Source organism: Cesiribacter andamanensis AMV16 (assembly GCF_000348925.1).
Taxonomy (GTDB): domain Bacteria; phylum Bacteroidota; class Bacteroidia; order Cytophagales; family Cyclobacteriaceae; genus Cesiribacter; species Cesiribacter andamanensis.
This window is the reverse complement of the sequence record NZ_AODQ01000044.1, coordinates 15,204-32,233: the sequence shown is the minus strand read 5'-3', so window position 1 is coordinate 32,233 and position 17,030 is coordinate 15,204. Positions and strand designations below refer to the sequence as shown.

Genomic DNA, 17,030 nt, shown 5'->3' with positions numbered 1-17,030 from the left:
CTGAACTTGAAAATATTCCTCTCGAACAATCTTTTCCGATGGCTGATGCCGAGCTTCCTAAAGAAGGAAAGGAGCGGGTGCAGGTGGTTAAAGTCAGAGTAAATCAGGCATTCTTTAGAACCGCTGTTCTTGCCGCCTACGATGATCGTTGCTGTATCACCGGTTTACAAAATCCGCAATTACTGATTGCCGGCCATATTCGCCCCTGGAGTACTGATGAAAAGAACAGAGTGAATCCACGTAATGGCATCGCCATTAATGCACTACATGACAAAGCTTTTGAGCACGGGCTGCTTACCATAACCCCTGACTACCGAATCAAAATTTCCTCAGTCATAACTCAAAACAAGAAAGACCCTTCTCTGCAGGATCTGTTCATTAAATATGATCAGGCAGAAATCATTTTGCCTTCAAGGTTTTTACCTGATCCGGAATTACTAGACTACCACAATCAGGAGCGCTTTGTGCCTTAATGGCAATGGGTAGATACATATTAGCAGCTTATAAAGCTAACAGTATCAAGAAGCATAAATGAAGAGGGCTACTACATCAAGTAGCAGCCCTCTTCTCAGTAGCCTCGACGGGAATCGAACCCATATCAAAAGTTTAGGAAACTTCTATTCTATCCATTGAACTACGAGGCCATTTACCCGCTTCACAATTTCTGAAAAGGGGGGCGGGCAAAGATAGAGATTTCAATCGCTTAGTTCAAAGCCCCTTATTCCTCTTCCTCCCCATCATAGCTCCACTGGCCGTCGTAGACCTGGGGCTTGAGGTAGTTGGGGAAGATCTGAAAGTGGCGCTTCTCGACCTGCTCGCTGAGCTTGCGGCGCAGGCTGTCAATATTCTCGCGGTTGAGGGCCGAGATGAACACCCGGTCGGCAATGGGCTGCTCGCTGGGCTCGGGCACGCCGGCTTCCAGCAGCTCCTGCCGCTCTTCCTCAGGCAGGGCGTCTACCTTATTATAGACCATGATCATGGGCTTGTCGCCGGCGCCAATCTCGGCCAGGGTGCTATTGACCACCTCGATCTGCTCATGGCTGGCCCCATGGGAAATATCCACCACATGCAGCAGGATGTCGGCCTCCCGGATCTCGTCGAGCGTAGACTTAAAGCACTCCACCAGGGTGTGGGGCAGCTTGCGGATAAAGCCGACGGTATCGGTAAGCAGAAAGGGGATGCCCTCCAGCACCACCTTGCGCACGGTCGAGTCGACGGTGGCAAAGAGCTTGTTCTCGGCAAAGACATCGCTTTTGGAGAGCAGCTGCATAAGCGTGGACTTGCCTACGTTGGTGTAGCCCACCAGCGCTACGCGCACCATCTTGTGGCGCTGCTTGCGCTGGGTCTCGCTCTGGCGCTCGATCTTGTCGAGCTTCTCCCGCAAAAAGGCAATCCGGTCCCGCACAATCCGGCGGTCGGTCTCCAGCTCCCGTTCACCGGGGCCCCGCATGCCCACACCGCCTTTTTGCTTGGTAAGGTGAGTCCACATGCGGGTAAGGCGCGGCAGGATAAACTGGTACTGGGCCAGCTCTACCTGAGCCTTGGCCTGGGCCGTTTTGGCCCGTACGCTGAAGATGTTGAGGATGAGCAGGCTGCGGTCCAGGATCTTGCACTTGAGCTCGCCCTCCAGGTTGCGCACCTGCGAGGGGGTCAGCTCATCGTCGAAGATCACAATATCGACCTCATGCTCCTGCACATAGGCTTTTACCTCCTCCAGCTTGCCTTTGCCTACAAAGCTGCGGATATCGGGCCGCTCCAGGCGCTGGGTAAAGGTCTTGAGGGTCTGCACCCCGGAGGTTTCGGCCAGAAAAGCCAGCTCCTCCAGGTATTCTTTGGCCTGCTGACTGCTTTGTTTGGGTGTAACTAAGGCTACCAGCACCGCGGTTTCAATCTTGGGTGCGGTGGAAATGGGTTCTATCATGTATGTATCGCTGCGTCAAATATAGTATAAGAGAACAGGATGGCCTATGGCGCGGTTCCGCTTATATGGATAAATTACAGCTGCAGATGGCAAAAATTGACATGTTCTTTTATATTTTTGCAGACAGTACCTACCGATAAGTACCTGCTTAGCAGCCCCCTTAACCGGTCTGCCTCCTGTATGAAGAAAGTTGCGATCGTCATAAATACCTCCTGGAACATTTATAACTTTAGAATGGGCCTGATCCGGGCCCTGCAAAGGGAAGGAATGGAGGTATGGGCCATTGCACCGCGGGATGCCTACTCGGCCCGGCTGCAGGAGGCCGGCTGCCACTTTGTGCCGGTAGCCATGCAGGGCAGCGCCGCCAACCCCCTGGTAGAGGCCGGTGTGTTTAAGGAGCTTTACGCGGCCTACCGGCAGGTGAAGCCCGATGTGCTGCTGCACTATACCATCAAGCCCAACCTCTACGGCTCGGTGGCGGCCCGCATGCTGGGCATTCCCTGCATCAACAATGTAAGCGGACTGGGCACAGTCTTTCTCAACAACAGCCTGGTGGCCAAGGTGGCCCGCCGCATGTACCGCTACGCCTTTCGCTCGCCTAAAAAGGTTTTTTTCCAGAATCCCGATGATCAGGGGCTGTTTCTGCGCTTCGGTATTGTAGACCCGGCCATTACGGAGGTGATTCCCGGCTCGGGCATTGATACGGGCCGCTTTATGCCCAACGGCCACCACCGGGGCGAGGAGTTTACCTTTCTGGTGATCTCCCGCCTGCTGTTTGATAAGGGCCTGGTGGAGTTTGCCGATGCGGTGCGCCTGCTGAAGCAGCAGGGTATAAAAGCCCGCTTTCAGCTGCTGGGCGCTGCCGATCCGGGCCACCGGCGGGGCATTCCGCTCTCGGTGCTGGACCAGTGGGTGCAGGAGGAGCTGATCGACTACCTGGGCACTACCGATCAGGTGCTGCCCCATATTCACAAGGCCGACTGCATTGTGCTGCCCTCCTACCGCGAGGGCACACCCCGCACCCTGCTGGAGGCGGCCAGCGCGGCCAAACCCATTGTAGCCACCGATGTGCCGGGCTGCAACAATGTGGTTACCGATGGCCACAACGGCTTTTTGTGCCGGGTGCGGGACCCCCGGGACCTGGCCGATAAAATGCTGAAAATGTACCAGTTGGAAGAAGAACACCGCCTGCAGCTGGGCCGCAACAGCCGTAAAATTGCCGTAGAGCGCTTTGATGAGCGCCTGGTGATTGAGCGCTACCTGGCCACCATCCGCGAATTCGCCCGATAAATTTTGACTTTACTCCTGCCTGCGCTTATTTCGCAGCCAAATCCACTACTACATGCGCGCTAGCTTAACCCCCATCCAGGGACTTCTGGAAATTTACCCCAAGGTGTTGCAAGATGCCAGAGGCTACTTCTTTGAGTCCTATCAGCATAAAAAACTAAAGGAACTGGGCATCAAGGACCTGTTTATACAGGACAACCAGTCGTTTTCCAGCAAGGGGGTGCTGCGCGGCATTCACTTTCAGAACAGCCCCAGCCAGCAGAGCAAGCTGATCCGGGTAATCAAGGGCCGGGTGCTGGATGTGGCCGTAGACCTGCGGCCTGACTCGCCCACCTTTGGCAGGCACCATGCCACCATTCTGGATGATGTGGAGCACAAGCTCTTTTACATGCCCGAGGGCTTTGGCCATGGCTTTCTGGCGCTGGAAGATACCATACTGGCCTATAAATGCACCGATTACTGGGATCCGGCTGCCGAAGGGGGCATTCTGTGGAGCGATCCCGAGCTTGCCATAGACTGGGGGGTAGCCAGCCCGAACGTATCGGAAAAAGACCAAAAATTGCCTACCTTTAAGGAATTTACAAATAGCCTGAACCGTTGAAAACCAATCTGCTCTATTCTTTACTGGTATTCGTCCTCATTCAGAGTAGCTGCCGGGTATACCGGCAGGATATCATGCTACAGGTGAAGGAGGAGACCCAAAAGCTTAAGGAAACTGAAGCTGAGCGAACCTATATTATTCAGCACTTTGACCTGCTGGATGTTTCGGTCTATACCAATAATGGCGAGCGCCTGGTAGATCCCAATGCCATGCTCATGCGGGAGCTGGCTGCCGGCGGTAGTGGCGGCGGTGGCATAGGCATGCAGAACATGAACCTGCAGAACCGGCCCCAGTACATGGTGCAGGAAAACGGAGAAGCCCGGCTCCCCATGGTGGGCAACATTGCCCTGGCGGGCCTATCGCTTCACCAGGCCGATAGCATACTGGCCATAGCCTATAGCACCTATTATAAGGAACCCTTTGTTATTACCCGTTTTTTAAACAAGCGGGTAATTGTACTGGGTGCTGCAGGCGGACAGGTAATCCCGCTTGAAAATAATCAGCATGTAAACCTGCTGGAGGTACTGGCCCTGGCGGGTGGCTTTGAGGGAACCGGCAAAGCCCATAACATACGTCTTATCCGGGGCAATCTGGATGATCCCCAGGTGCAGATCATCGACCTGAGTACAATAGAAGGGATGCGAATGGCCTCCTTACAGGTACAATCCGGAGATATCATCTATGTAGAACCCATTAGAAGAATTTTACCTGAAACTATTCGGGACATAGGTCCTGTTTTAGGTCTGGTATCCAGTTTGATTACCTTTACCTTGTTTGTTATCACCCTGGGAAACAATAACTAAGCCAGACAAAAAGGAGGCGCTTTGAAGGAAGAAACTACCTATGTAGAATATACCGAGGGTCAGGACACCAAAGGCTGGCTCCCTATTCATAACATCGACTTTGACAAGTTGTACAATGTTATGAAGAAGAGCCTTCCCATTATCATTGTGATTTTTCTGGTTTGTAACCTGAGTGCCTATCTCTATCTGCGCTATACGAAACCCCTGTACCGCTCAGATTCTGAGCTGCAATTGGGCGTAAACAAGCAGGCTGATTTCCTGGGCTACCGCTCCCTGGATTCTGACCCCAATCAGAACATGAACGGGATGTCAGAAGAGATTGAACTGATCAAGTCAAAGCTCTTTCTCACCCGGGTGCTCAAGGCCGTTGACCTGGATGTGAGCTATTTTGAGAAGGGTAAAATTCTGGATGATGAAAAGTACCGCTCTTCTCCCTTTGAGGTAAGCTATCTGGTAAAGGATGAAAGCTTCTTCAACAGACGGTTTTTTGTACGCATTCACAACAGTGAGGAATACACCTTATCCTACCAGCTGGGAGATCAGGAAATCTCCGGCCGGCACCGCTTTGGGCAAACGGTTGAAACAGACCCCCTTACGTTTAGCCTGAGTCTGAGAAACGGCATCAACAAGGATATACCCGAGAGCCGCTATTACTTTATTATTAACAGCGACAATGCCCTGATCAATTATTTCAGGCAGAACTTAAGTGTATCCATTCTCAACCCCAGCGCAAAAACCATCAAGATTTCACTGTCGGACCATAATCCTTTTAAGGCCAAGGTACTGGTAGATGTGCTCAGCAATATGTACCTGGGCTATACCGAAGAAGAAAAGATAAAGTCAAACAGCAAGCGCATTGCCTTTCTGGATGAGCAGGTAGAGGAAACTGAAGCCAAACTGGAAGACTTTGAGTCGTACTTTGAAAACTTTACCATAGACTACAAGACCACCAACCTGGCGGGCGATATAAACCGAACCATCATTATGATGGAGGCAATAGACAGCCAGCGGGTACAACTCAGAAAGCAGCTTAGCAGCATCACCTCACTGGCAAGCCGCATTGAGGCGGAGGATTCTTATTTCGCACAGTCTCTGGTAAACCGGCAGGACGGAAATTTTCCGGCAGAACTCAAAGGACTGGTAGAAGAACTGAATACCCTTACATCTGAAAAAGAAATTTTACTGGCTTCTCAGAATGAGAACACCCAGGCCGTACAGCTGCGAAACAAGAAGATCAGTGCGGTGAAAGAGGAACTGGCAAACGCCATCCAGGGATATGAAAGTGGCATCAGAAAAGAGCTCAATAACCTGCAAAACAGGCAAAAACAGCTTCAGTCCACCTTTGTCCGCCTGCCTTCCAAGGGCACCGAATTCAATAAATCGCAGCGCAACTACCAGCAGCTGCTGGGCTTTTTGCTCAACCTACAGTCTAAGAAAATAGAACTGGAAATTGAGAATGCAGGTACGACCACGGATTTTAAGATCCTTTCGTCGGCCAGCTTACCCTCTGCGCCCATATCGCCAGACAAATGGGTGATCCATGGTTTGGGCTTTATGGTAAGTATGATGCTTACCGTGCTATTTGTAGGATCGCTCTATACGCTGGATAATAAGGTAAATGGGGTGATTGTAGTGGAAGAAATGGCCCATGCGCCCCTGCTGGGTGCGTTGCCGCAGACCAATAACAAGTACCCCACTGCCCGCATGATTGTGACGGACAATCCCAGATCAGCGTTTAGCGAATCGTTGCGGAGCATCCGTACCAATATGGAGTTTGTGGGTGCCCGGCAGAATACCCGCCTGATCTCCATTACCTCAACGGTAAGTGGCGAAGGCAAAACGTTTGTTGCTGTAAACCTGGCCGCCGTAATTGCACTTTCCAAGAAAAAGGTGATCATCCTGGACCTGGATATGCGCAAACCTAAGGTACACCTGGCCTTGGATGGCGAAAATGCTTCTGAGGGCATTAGCACCATTCTGATTGGAAAACATTCACTGGAGAGCAGTATAAAGAAAACGGCTATCCCCAATCTGGATTATATTCCGGCCGGCCCAACGCCTCCTAACCCCTCGGAGCTGGTGATGAACAGTGATTTTGATGCCATCCTGTCAAAACTTAAGGAAAGGTATGATGTAATTGTAATGGACACCCCCCCGGTGGGCCTGGTTACAGACGGTATCCTGATCATGCAGAAGGTAGACCTGGCCCTGTATGTGTTCCGGGCCAACTACTCCCGCAAGGCCTACTTTAATACGCTAAACCGCCTGGTGAATGTAAACCAGTTTACCAACCTGTCGGTAATTGTGAATGGGGTAAGCCGCCGCAAAGGCTATGGCTATGGCTACGGCTATGGCTACGGAGGGGGCTACGGCCATGGTTATTTTGAGCAATAAGAACCCAAAACACCTTGTTTAGTCTATTTAAAAAACGCAGCAAACATACCAACGTACTGCCCCTGCAGGCCGATATGCACTCGCATTTGCTGCCCGGCCTGGACGATGGCGTACAAACCCTCTCCGAGGCGGTGCAGCTGGTGCGCCAGATGAGCGAGCTGGGCTACAAGCAGCTGGTAACTACCCCCCACATCTTAAGCGATTTTTACCCCAATACCCCCAATGGCATTCGCAAGCAGCTGAAAGCCCTGCGGGAAGCCTGCCAGCAGGAGGGGATTGAGATGCGCCTGGAGGCCGCCGCGGAATATTACCTGGATGAGGTGTTCTTTAAAAGCCTGCAGACCGATGAGGACCTGCTCACCTTTGGCGCTCAGAAATACATTCTGTTTGAAACCGGCTTTGTAAACCAGCCGGCCATTTTGCTGGATGCCATCTTTCGCATGAAGGCCAAAGGGCTGCAGCCCATCCTGGCCCACCCGGAGCGCTATGAATACATGGCCCAGCACCGGGAGCTGGCCCAGGAGCTGGTAGAGCGCGGCGCCCTGCTGCAGCTCAACCTCAATTCCCTCTCGGGCTACTATTCCATTCCCGCCAAAAAGATCGGCGAGTGGCTCATCGATAAAAAGCTGGTACATTTTGTGGGCACCGACTGCCACAACCAAAAGCACATGAACCTGCTGAAGGAAAGCGTAAAAGCGCCCTACTTTGATAAGCTGCTGAAACTGGATCTGCTCAACAACACCCTGCTGGAGGCATGATCTTTTTAACGGGCGCCAGTGGTCTGATTGGTTCGCACATAGCCCGCCGTCTGCTGGCCGAAGGCTATGCGGTACGTGCCCTGCGCCGCTCCACCTCCAATCTGCAGGCCCTGGCCGATCTTCAGGACCGAATCGACTGGGTAGAGGGCGATCTGCTGGACACCCCTCTGCTGCTGCAGGCACTGGAAGGCTGTGAGCAGGTGATCCACTGTGCCGGCATGGTATCCTTTGCGCCCAAAGATGCCGAGGCCCTGTACCAGACCAATGTAGAAGGCACCGCCTCCCTGGTAAATGCTGCCCTTATAGCCGGCATCAGCCGCTTTGTACACATCAGTTCCGTAGCGGCCATTGGCCGGCCCAGGCGCAAGGGGGTGGTGGATGAGGAGCAAAAGTGGGAAAAATCGCCCCTGAACAGCTGGTATGGCGAAACCAAGTACCTGGCCGAGCTGGAAGTGTGGCGCGCCCATACCGAAGGCCTGCCCGTAGTGATCTTTAACCCCTCGGTGGTACTGGGCCCCGGCCCTATGGACCGCTCCAGCACCCGCCTCTTTGGCTATGTGCAGCAAAAAGGGGCTTTTTACCCCTCCGGCCTCCTTAATTGGGTGGATGTGCGGGACGTGGTAGCGGTGGTGATGGCTTCCTTACAGTCCCGGACGCATGTGGGCCAGCGTTACATTGTTTCGGCAGGTTCGGTCCGCTATTCGGAGCTGTTTGGGCAAATGGCTGATTGTCTGGAGGTAAGCCCACCAAAAATCCAAGTAAATTCCCTTCTCACTACCGGAGCATATTACCTGGAAAAGTTTAAAGTGGTATTCGGTAAAAAAGAAGCCATGATTACCCGGGAAACGCGCATTTTAAGCAATCTTGAGATTGAATTTGATAATTCCAAGATAACAAAAGCTTTTAACCTCCGCTTCCACTCCCTGCCCGACACCATCCGCTGGACCTGCCAACATCTTGAGGCTCAGATCCGATAATATTTGCTATTATATTACGCCCGCTGTTATCTCTGGCAAGCTTTATGTTATTTAGTAAAGTGACTAAGACGCAGAAAAAGAGAGATAAGCATGGCTGAGAACTACAAGAGAAGACAGGAGGAAAAAGCGCTTATTGAGCGCTACGAGGGTATTGCCGAGGCAACCGACCACTTTCCCTATTTTGAAGTAGAGGAATACGAGACCATCGTAAACCACTATATAAAGAAGAGCAAGTGGCAACAGGCCATCGGCGCCTGCAAAATGGCGTCTGAGCAGTTTCCTTTTTCTACTGAGGTATTAAGCCTGAAAATTCAGATCCTGACCCGCCTGCAAAAATACGAGGAGGCGCTGGAACTGCTGGAACAGGCCGAAGCCCTGCAGCCCACCGATGCAGAGGTTATGAGCATGAAAGCCAATGTGCTGTCGCTGAGCGGCCGCCACGATGATGCCATTGCCCTCTACGAAAAATCGCTGATCTTCTCTGCCGATAAGGACGATGTATACTATAATATAGGACTCACCTTTCAGAGCACCGGCCGCTACGAAGAAGCCATCAAGCACTACAAGCTGGCCATCGAAGAGAACATCAACCACGAGAATGCCCTCTACGAGCTGGCCTACTGCCTGGATGTAACCGGCAAGCTGGATTCCAGCCTGGAGTACTACCAGAAGTTCATCGACCGGGACCCCTTCTCCTTCTATGCCTGGTACAACATTGGCATTATCTATAACAAGCTGGGCCGCTTTGAAGAAGCCGTAGGCGCCTACGAATACGCCACGGCCATCAACGAAAAATTTGCCTCGGCGCACTTTAACATGGGCAACTCGCTCATGAACCTGAGCCGCTACGAGCAGGCCCTGGAAGCCTATAAGAATACCCATAAGTGGGAAGGCCCCAGCGCCGAAACCTACTGCTGCATTGGCTCTGCCCATGAAAAACTCAAGCAGTGGGAGTTTGCCATTAAATATTACCAGAAGGCCACCAAGGCCGATGCCTCCTATGACCGTGCCTGGTATGGCATTGGCTACTGCCTGTGCCAGCAGAACCGCCACTTTGAGGCCGTATACTTCTTTAGCAAAGCCCTGAAGTACGATGGCGAAAACGGCCACTACTGGCTGTCGCTGGCCGATGCCGAGTACCGCAGCGGCAACCTGATGTCGAGCTTTGAGGCCTTTCAGGCCGCCAGCCAGTACGATGGCCTCAACCCCCTGGTGTGGCTGGAGTGGTCCTATGTGTACTACGACCTGCACGAGTACGACAAAGCCTTTGTGATCATCAAGGCGGGCATGGACGAGCTGCCCGACAATACCGATCTGCTCTACCGGGCGGCCATTTACCTGATCTCTTCGGGTAAATACAAAGAAGCCTTTAGTTTTCTGGAAAATGCTTTAATTTTGGACTTCGATAAGCATACCGTGCTGTTTGAGTACTTCAAAAAACCCGAGGTACAAAAAGCGCTGTACAAGATCATCGATCAGTACCGAAATTAACGCAAACAGATGAACTACGAGATTGGGCAGATCCCAAACCGAACGCAGAAGCCCCGGCAGAATGGCTTTACCATGGCCATGGACAAAGGCCTGAGCAACCGGGAAGCAGAAGATTTTCTGAGTGTTGCCGGCCCGTATGTAGATATTGTGAAACTGGGCTGGGCTACCTCGTATGTAACCCCTAATCTGGACCAGAAGCTGGAGATCTACCGCGCTGCCAATATACCCGTGTACTTTGGCGGTACGCTCTTTGAAGCCTTTATTGTGCGCAACAGGTTTGATGACTATCGGCGCATCCTGGACAAGTACAAGATGCAATACGCCGAGGTATCGGATGGCTCCATTGACATGCCCCACGACCAGAAGTGCGAGTACATTCGCCAGCTGGCAGGGCAGGTAACCGTACTCTCCGAGGTAGGCTCAAAGGATGCCGACAAGATCATCCCCCCCTATAAGTGGATTGCCCTGATGAAGGCCGAAATGGAAGCCGGCTCCTGGAAAGTGATCGGCGAAGCCCGCGAGGGCGGCAACGTAGGCCTGTTCCGCAGCACCGGCGAGGTGCGCTCGGGTCTGGTAGAAGAGATCCTGACGCAGATCCCCTCCGAGCGCATTATTTGGGAAGCCCCCCAGAAATCGCAGCAGGTGTGGTTCATTAAGCTGCTGGGCAGCAATGTAAACCTGGGCAACATTGCCCCCAATGAAGTAATTCCGCTGGAAACCATTCGACTTGGCCTGCGCGGCGATACCTTCAGCGATTTTCTGGACGCTGCCGCTGAAACAAAATAACGCTCTGCGAGTATGATACAAAGCCCGGACCCCTTCCGGGCTTTTCTTTGTGCCGCCGCAGCGGCCCGCTCATCACAACCAATAATTTTTTATGTTTGTAGTATCCGGCCCTCCGGACTCCCTGCTTTTATGAGAACCATTAAAGATTATGCACTCCTGTACCTGAAAGGAATGGCCATGGGCGGCGCCGATACGGTGCCCGGCGTATCCGGCGGTACGGTGGCCTTTATTACCGGCATTTATGAAGAGCTGCTGGATAGCATTAAATCCTTTGACCTGCAGGCCCTGCAGCTGGCCAGGGGCTTTCAGCTAAAAGCGCTCTGGCAGCATGTAAACGGCAATTTTCTGCTGGTGCTGCTGGCCGGTGTGTTTACCAGCCTGCTTACGCTCTCGCGCCTGATCACCTGGCTGCTGGCCGAGTACCCCATACAGGTGTGGTCCTTCTTTTTTGGGCTCATCATTATTTCAGCGGTGCTGGTCACCAAGGAGATCCGGCAGTGGAATGCTGCCGTGGTGGTGTCGGGCATTGTCGGAATTGTAATTGCCTATCTGGTTACGGTGATCAGCCCGGCCGAAACCCCGGAGGCGCTCTGGTTTGTGTTTATTGCCGGGGCGCTGGCCATCTGCGCCATGATCCTGCCGGGCATCTCCGGCGCCTTTATTCTGCTGCTGCTGGTTAAGTACGAGTTTATTCTTACCGCCCTCAAGGAATTTAACCTGCCGGTGATCCTGGTCTTTGGCCTGGGCTGTGTGGTGGGCATTCTGAGCTTTTCCCGGGTGGTTTCCTGGCTGCTGGACCGTTACTACAATGTGGCCATTGCCCTGCTGGCCGGTTTTATGATTGGCTCCCTGAACAAGGTATGGCCCTGGAAGGTGGTAAGCGAGTACTACCTCAGCAGCAAGGGGGAGCAAAAACCCCTGATCACTGAAAGCGTATGGCCCACCCAGTTTGCGATAGAAACCGGCCAGCAGCCGCATGTGCTCTGGGCCATCCTGTTTGCCGCCCTGGGCATTCTGCTGGTGGTGGTGATCGAAAAACTATCCACCTATAAAGTAAGTCCTCAGCACTAAGCATGCGCCAGTTTGGTCTCATCGGCTACCCCCTGGGCCACAGCTTTTCCCGGACCTACTTTACCGAAAAGTTTGGCCGGGAGGGCATAGCCGATGCCGCCTATGCGCTCTACCCCATCTCCTCCCTTGACCAGCTGCCCGCCCTGCTGCAGGCGCAGCCCAGTCTGGCAGGACTCAATGTGACCATTCCTTATAAAGAGAAGGTGATCCCCTACCTGGACCAGCTGCATGAAAGTGCCCGCAAGGTAGGCGCTGTTAATGTTATCAGGATAGAGAAGGGGGTGCTCACCGGCTATAATTCCGATTATTTCGGCTTCAAGCAATCGCTGCTGGAGTGGATGGGCCAGGAGGCGCTGGCCGGTAAAAAAGCCCTGGTGCTGGGCACCGGCGGCGCCAGCAAGGCTGTATGCGCTGCCCTAACCGACCTGCAGATTCCCTACCGGCTGGTCTCCCGCCAGCCAGCCAGCCAGCAGCTCAGCTATGCCCAGTTGCACCAGCAGCCCGAGCTGCTGCAGGAGTACCGTCTGATCATCAACACCACCCCCTTGGGCATGCATCCCCAACCCATGGCGGCGCCCGACCTGCCCTATCATGTGATTGGCAGCGGGCACTATCTGTATGATCTTGTCTATAACCCGGCCCAGACGGTATTTATGCAGGCCGGTAGCCAGCGGGGAGCGGCTACCAAAGGGGGGCTGCAGATGCTGCAGCTGCAGGCTGAGCGGGCCTGGGAGATCTGGAACAGCTAAGGGCTTAGCTTTCTTCTTCCTGCTTCAGCCACTTAACGGCCGCATCGCAGGAGCCAAAGGTGGTAATGCTCAGCTGGCCATACTGCTGCTCGGTATTGACCTTCTGCACGGTGGCTTTGGCAAAGATATCGGCCGCTACGCGCACAGCTATTTTGCGCAGGCCCAGCCGCTCTACCTCGTAAAACCAGGTACCTACCAGGTACTCCTGCACCTCGCGGCCCAGGATGCGCAGCTCGGCATGATCGCTCAGGTGCCGGCTTAGCCCCTTTTCGGCAATCACCTTGCTCATCAGCTCACATCCCCGGCGGGTCTGTTCAACGGTAAGAAAGCCCTTCCAGCGGGCTATGATTATTTTCTCGCGGCTGCTATAGGTTATTTCTACATAACTCTCCTGCAGCAACACCTCTCCTGCAACAAGCACACTCATTTTTTGGTATATTTATCAGCAGGTCCTGGCATGCTTCGGCATACGGGCTGCGCGGCAGACCTGTATACAAAGTAGTGTTTTTTTACTTTATTGAAACCGCCCGAAGGGCTTCGGGACAAAGAAAACAAAAATACCGGCAGCTGGTAATAAAGACCCGCATGCCGCACCTTTTGCCCCCTTTTTGATGTTATACCCGACAGCCCTCAAGGGGGTTTTAGGCATAAACGTACTTTTCCCAATTCCCTACATGGATTTTCAACTGGTGTCAGACTATCAGCCGGCCGGCGATCAGCCCAAGGCAATTGCAAGCCTGGTAGAAGGCCTTCGCAACGGCGAGCCGGCCCAAACCCTGCTGGGCGTTACCGGCTCTGGTAAAACCTTTACCATGGCCAATGTGATCACCCAGCTAAACCGCCCCACGCTGGTGCTCAGCCACAACAAAACGCTGGCGGCGCAGCTCTATGGCGAGTTCAAACAGTTCTTCCCCCATAATGCGGTAGAGTACTTTGTCTCCTACTACGACTACTACCAGCCCGAGGCCTACATTCCTACCACCAATACCTATATTGAAAAAGACCTTTCGATCAACGATGAGATTGAAAAGCTGCGCCTCAGCGCTACCTCCTCGCTGCTGAGCGGCCGCCAGGATGTGCTGGTGGTGGCCTCCGTATCCTGCATCTACGGCATGGGTAACCCTGAGGATTTTGCCCGGAGTGTGATCCGCATACAGGAGGGCGACCGCATTGCCCGCTCCCAGTTTCTCTTTGCGCTGGTGGATATTCTCTATCACCGCACCGAAGTGGAGTTCAAAAGGGGGAGCTTTCGGGTAAAGGGCGATACGGTGGATATCTTTGTGGCCTATGCCGATTTTGCCTACCGCATTATCTTCTGGGGTGATGAGATCGAATCCATCCAGCGCATTGATCCCGTCACCGGCAAAAAGCTGGGAAGCGAAAAGCTGATCTCCATCTTCCCCGCCAACCTTTTTGTAACCGGCAAGGATGTGGCCCAGAATGCCATTAAGGAAATTCAGTACGACATGGTAAACCAGGTGGAGCTCTTTGAGAAAGACCGTCGCTTTCTGGAAGCCCAGCGCATCAAGGAGCGTACCGAGTTTGACCTGGAGATGATCCGGGAGCTGGGCTTCTGCTCGGGTATTGAGAACTACAGCCGCTACTTTGACCGCCGCAAACCCGGTGCCCGGCCCTTCTGCCTGCTGGACTACTTCCCGCAGGAGTACCTGATGATCATTGATGAAAGCCACGTAACCGTAAGCCAGGTGCGGGCCATGTGGGGCGGCGACCGCGCCCGCAAGATCAACCTGGTAGACTTTGGCTTTCGCCTGCCCTCGGCCCTGGACAACCGCCCCCTTACCTTTAATGAGTTTGAAGAGATCATGGACCAGGTGATCTTTGTGAGCGCCACCCCGGCCGAGTACGAGCTGCGCAAGTCCGAGGGGGTGGTGGTGGAGCAGATCATCCGTCCCACCGGCCTGCTGGACCCGGTGATTGATGTAAGGGCCAGCCTCAACCAGATTGATGACCTGCTGGAAGAAGTGCACCTGCGCATAGAGCGCAAGGAGCGGGTGCTGGTGACCACCCTTACCAAGCGCATGGCCGAAGAGCTCACCAAGTACATGGAGCGGGCCGGCATTAAGTGCCGCTACATTCACTCCGAGGTGCAAACGCTGGAGCGGGTGGAGATTCTGCGCGATCTGCGCCTGGGCGAGTTTGATGTGCTGGTGGGGGTAAACCTTCTGCGGGAGGGCCTTGACCTGCCCGAGGTATCGCTGGTGGCCATTTTGGATGCCGATAAGGAGGGATTTTTGCGCAACGAGCGCTCGCTGGTGCAAACCATTGGCCGGGCTGCCCGTAATGCGGAGGGGATGGTGATCATGTACGCCGATAAGATCACCGACTCCATGCAGGTGGCCATAGACGAAACCAACCGCCGCCGCGCCATCCAGATGGCCTATAACGAGGAGCATGGGATTGTGCCAAAAACGGTGTTCAAATCGCGCGAAGCCATTATGGAGCAAACCTCGGTGGCCGATGCCCGTAAGAAAGAAACCAAAAAGGTGTATGTGGAGCCCGACAGCCTCTCGCTGGCTGCCGATCCGGTAGTGGCCTACATGAAGCCCGAGCAGCTGGACAAACTGCTGAAGGAAACCCAGCGCAAGATGGAAAAAGCCGCCAAAGAACTCGATTTTATGGAAGCTGCCCGCCTGCGGGACGAGCTGATGGAAATAAAAAAACTACAAGCAGAAAAAGCCTCATAATCCCCAGCATGCCCTCTACCTCCGCTCTCCTCTCCCTGCTCCCTGCAGGACTGGTTTTTGTTGTGCTAAGCTGGTGCCTCCCGCAGCAGGCGCAGGCACAGGGCAGCAGCCCCCTAAGCCCGGGCACCCGCAGCGTGCACCTCTACGGCGATGTGTACAAAACCGATTTTGAGAACCCCTGGCGCAAGCTGCAGGCCGGCTTCGAGGCTGCCTATCATCTCAATGAAAAGCTGATGTTCACTGGCGGTCTGGAGTTCTGGAATGCCGAGCCTACGCCCATGGTATCCATTGGCAACCGCTTTTACCCCTTTGGGCCGGCCTTTATCCGCTACCGGGCCCTGCTGGGCAGCCGGGCCGATGTGGCCCTGGGCATGGGCTACAGCTACCGGATCGGCAGCCGCTGGCAGATTGAAGCCGCCAGCGACTACTACGTCAACGAACGGGAGATCGGCTTCCGCCTGGGAGTAGGTTACCTCTGGAAAAACAGGGGAAGGGATTAACTTCTGATTCGAATACGGCTTGCTGCACCTGCCAACCAACAGCCGGCTGTGCCACTACCGGCCTATAGTCTCATACCATTTACTGTATGCCAAAGGAAATAGAACGTAAATTTCTTGTCGATAAAACGCTCTGGCAGCAGCTGGAGAAGCCACAGGGCACCTATTTGCGGCAGGGCTACCTGAGTACCGACCCGGCCCGCACCGTACGGGTGCGCATAGCAGGCGAGCGGGCTTATCTGACCATCAAAGGCAAAACCACCGGCATCAGCCGAAGTGAGTGGGAGTACCCCATTCCCCTGGCCGATGCCCGGGCCCTGCTGGATGAACTTATCCCTGCTTCCATTGAAAAAAGGCGCTATGTGATCGAGTTTGAGGGCAGGCACTGGGAGGTCGATGCCTTTGAGGGAGCTAACCAGGGCCTGCTGGTTGCCGAGCTGGAGCTGCAGTCGGAAGAGGAAGCCTTTGCCCTTCCCCCTGGGTGGACCGGGAGGTATCAGAGGATGCCCGCTATGTGAATGCCAATCTATCCAGCCATCCCTACTCGGCCTGGCCCGACAAGCCCTGACCGCAGGCTTGTACTGGCATTTGTTATTTTGCGATTACTTCCCTATCTTCTCCTACACCAACCCCTTGTCAGCCATGGGCTATATGGGCTTTGGCATGCGCAAGGAAGACTGGAGCCGCAAGCCAAAAGAAGCATTCAAGAAAACAAAGGACCGCTATGGCAACCGGCGGGGGCATGTTGCCCTTCCCGCTGGCCGCCCCGAGTTGGTAAGCACCAATTTTAGAGAACTGGCCCGCATTCGAGAGGCACATGAGCGGCGGTTCAACAGGGGCGCTGCCATCACCAGGCTTGTTTTTGGTCTGGGCATGCTGGTGCTGCTGGCATTGCTCGTATATGCCATGATGAATGGGCTGAACTATCAATAAAGAAATAGCCACTCTGTAAGCAGTGGCTATTTCTTGTATTGGGGTAGTTGGAGTCAG

At 53.9% G+C, this 17,030-nt stretch carries 17 protein-coding genes and 1 tRNA gene; 15 read left to right on the top strand and 3 right to left on the bottom strand.

The genetic code is table 11. The annotated features are described in order from the left end of the window. On the top strand, positions 1-473 hold a 473-nt coding region (locus ADICEAN_RS09885; protein ID WP_040396642.1), incomplete at its 5' end, for an HNH endonuclease. Positions 474-572: 99 nt separating this feature from the next. Here the strand turns inward: ADICEAN_RS09885 and ADICEAN_RS09880 are convergent. After that, positions 573-644, bottom strand: a tRNA-Arg gene (locus ADICEAN_RS09880). A gap of 74 nt (positions 645-718) precedes the next feature. Continuing rightward, positions 719-1,921, bottom strand: a complete 1,203-nt coding sequence (gene hflX, locus ADICEAN_RS09875; RefSeq protein ID WP_009195444.1) for a GTPase HflX — start codon at positions 1,919-1,921, stop codon at positions 719-721. 180 nt (positions 1,922-2,101) lie between these two features. Here hflX and ADICEAN_RS09870 point away from each other — a divergent pair, with 180 nt between their 5' ends. From ADICEAN_RS09870 to ADICEAN_RS09825, 10 genes are all read left to right on the top strand, one after another. Continuing rightward, positions 2,102-3,211, top strand: a complete 1,110-nt coding sequence (locus ADICEAN_RS09870) for a glycosyltransferase family 4 protein (RefSeq protein ID WP_040396641.1) — start codon at positions 2,102-2,104, stop codon at positions 3,209-3,211. Between the two features lie 52 nt (positions 3,212-3,263). Further along, positions 3,264-3,809, top strand: coding sequence for a dTDP-4-dehydrorhamnose 3,5-epimerase (rfbC, locus tag ADICEAN_RS09865; protein WP_009195442.1), 546 nt, complete (start codon positions 3,264-3,266; stop codon positions 3,807-3,809). After that, entirely contained in the window at positions 3,806-4,612 is an 807-nt protein-coding gene (locus tag ADICEAN_RS09860; RefSeq protein WP_009195441.1) for a polysaccharide biosynthesis/export family protein, read from the top strand. The genes rfbC and ADICEAN_RS09860 overlap by 4 nt, the downstream gene beginning before the upstream one ends. A gap of 21 nt (positions 4,613-4,633) precedes the next feature. Further along, a complete protein-coding gene (locus ADICEAN_RS09855; protein ID WP_009195440.1) occupies positions 4,634-7,006 on the top strand; it encodes a GumC family protein in 2,373 nt (790 codons plus the stop codon). Positions 7,007-7,020: 14 nt separating this feature from the next. Then, positions 7,021-7,764, top strand: coding sequence for a tyrosine-protein phosphatase (locus tag ADICEAN_RS09850; protein ID WP_009195439.1), 744 nt, complete (start codon positions 7,021-7,023; stop codon positions 7,762-7,764). After that, a complete protein-coding gene (locus tag ADICEAN_RS09845; protein WP_009195438.1) occupies positions 7,761-8,741 on the top strand; it encodes an SDR family NAD(P)-dependent oxidoreductase in 981 nt (326 codons plus the stop codon). The genes ADICEAN_RS09850 and ADICEAN_RS09845 overlap by 4 nt, the downstream gene beginning before the upstream one ends. A 90-nt stretch (positions 8,742-8,831) precedes the next feature. Further along, positions 8,832-10,232, top strand: a complete 1,401-nt coding sequence (locus ADICEAN_RS09840; protein WP_009195437.1) for a tetratricopeptide repeat protein — start codon at positions 8,832-8,834, stop codon at positions 10,230-10,232. Between the two features lie 9 nt (positions 10,233-10,241). After that, positions 10,242-11,018, top strand: a complete 777-nt coding sequence (locus tag ADICEAN_RS09835) for a phosphosulfolactate synthase (protein ID WP_009195436.1) — start codon at positions 10,242-10,244, stop codon at positions 11,016-11,018. 129 nt (positions 11,019-11,147) lie between these two features. Then, positions 11,148-12,089 (top strand): DUF368 domain-containing protein, encoded by a 942-nt coding sequence (locus tag ADICEAN_RS09830; protein ID WP_009195435.1) that lies wholly within the window; start codon positions 11,148-11,150, stop codon positions 12,087-12,089. Between the two features lie 2 nt (positions 12,090-12,091). Beyond that, on the top strand, positions 12,092-12,838 hold the full coding sequence (locus ADICEAN_RS09825) for a shikimate dehydrogenase family protein (protein ID WP_009195434.1): 747 nt from the start codon (positions 12,092-12,094) through the stop codon (positions 12,836-12,838). A 4-nt stretch (positions 12,839-12,842) separates the two neighbouring features. On the opposite strand, the gene ADICEAN_RS09820 is transcribed toward ADICEAN_RS09825, so the two are convergent. After that, positions 12,843-13,265 (bottom strand): hypothetical protein, encoded by a 423-nt coding sequence (locus ADICEAN_RS09820; protein ID WP_009195433.1) that lies wholly within the window; start codon positions 13,263-13,265, stop codon positions 12,843-12,845. 247 nt (positions 13,266-13,512) lie between these two features. On the opposite strand from ADICEAN_RS09820, the gene uvrB reads away from it, so the two are divergent. The 4 genes from uvrB (at position 13,513) to ADICEAN_RS09800 (ending at position 16,973) form a co-directional block, all read left to right on the top strand. Beyond that, on the top strand, positions 13,513-15,543 hold the full coding sequence (uvrB, locus tag ADICEAN_RS09815; RefSeq protein ID WP_009195432.1) for an excinuclease ABC subunit UvrB: 2,031 nt from the start codon (positions 13,513-13,515) through the stop codon (positions 15,541-15,543). Between the two features lie 8 nt (positions 15,544-15,551). Beyond that, positions 15,552-16,043 (top strand): hypothetical protein, encoded by a 492-nt coding sequence (locus ADICEAN_RS09810; RefSeq protein WP_009195431.1) that lies wholly within the window; start codon positions 15,552-15,554, stop codon positions 16,041-16,043. Between the two features lie 86 nt (positions 16,044-16,129). After that, positions 16,130-16,558, top strand: coding sequence for a CYTH domain-containing protein (locus ADICEAN_RS09805; protein WP_009195430.1), 429 nt, complete (start codon positions 16,130-16,132; stop codon positions 16,556-16,558). Positions 16,559-16,682: 124 nt separating this feature from the next. Then, complete coding sequence (locus ADICEAN_RS09800; RefSeq protein WP_009195429.1) at positions 16,683-16,973, top strand: hypothetical protein; 291 nt, start codon at positions 16,683-16,685, stop codon at positions 16,971-16,973. The last annotated feature ends 57 nt before the right edge of the window (positions 16,974-17,030 follow it).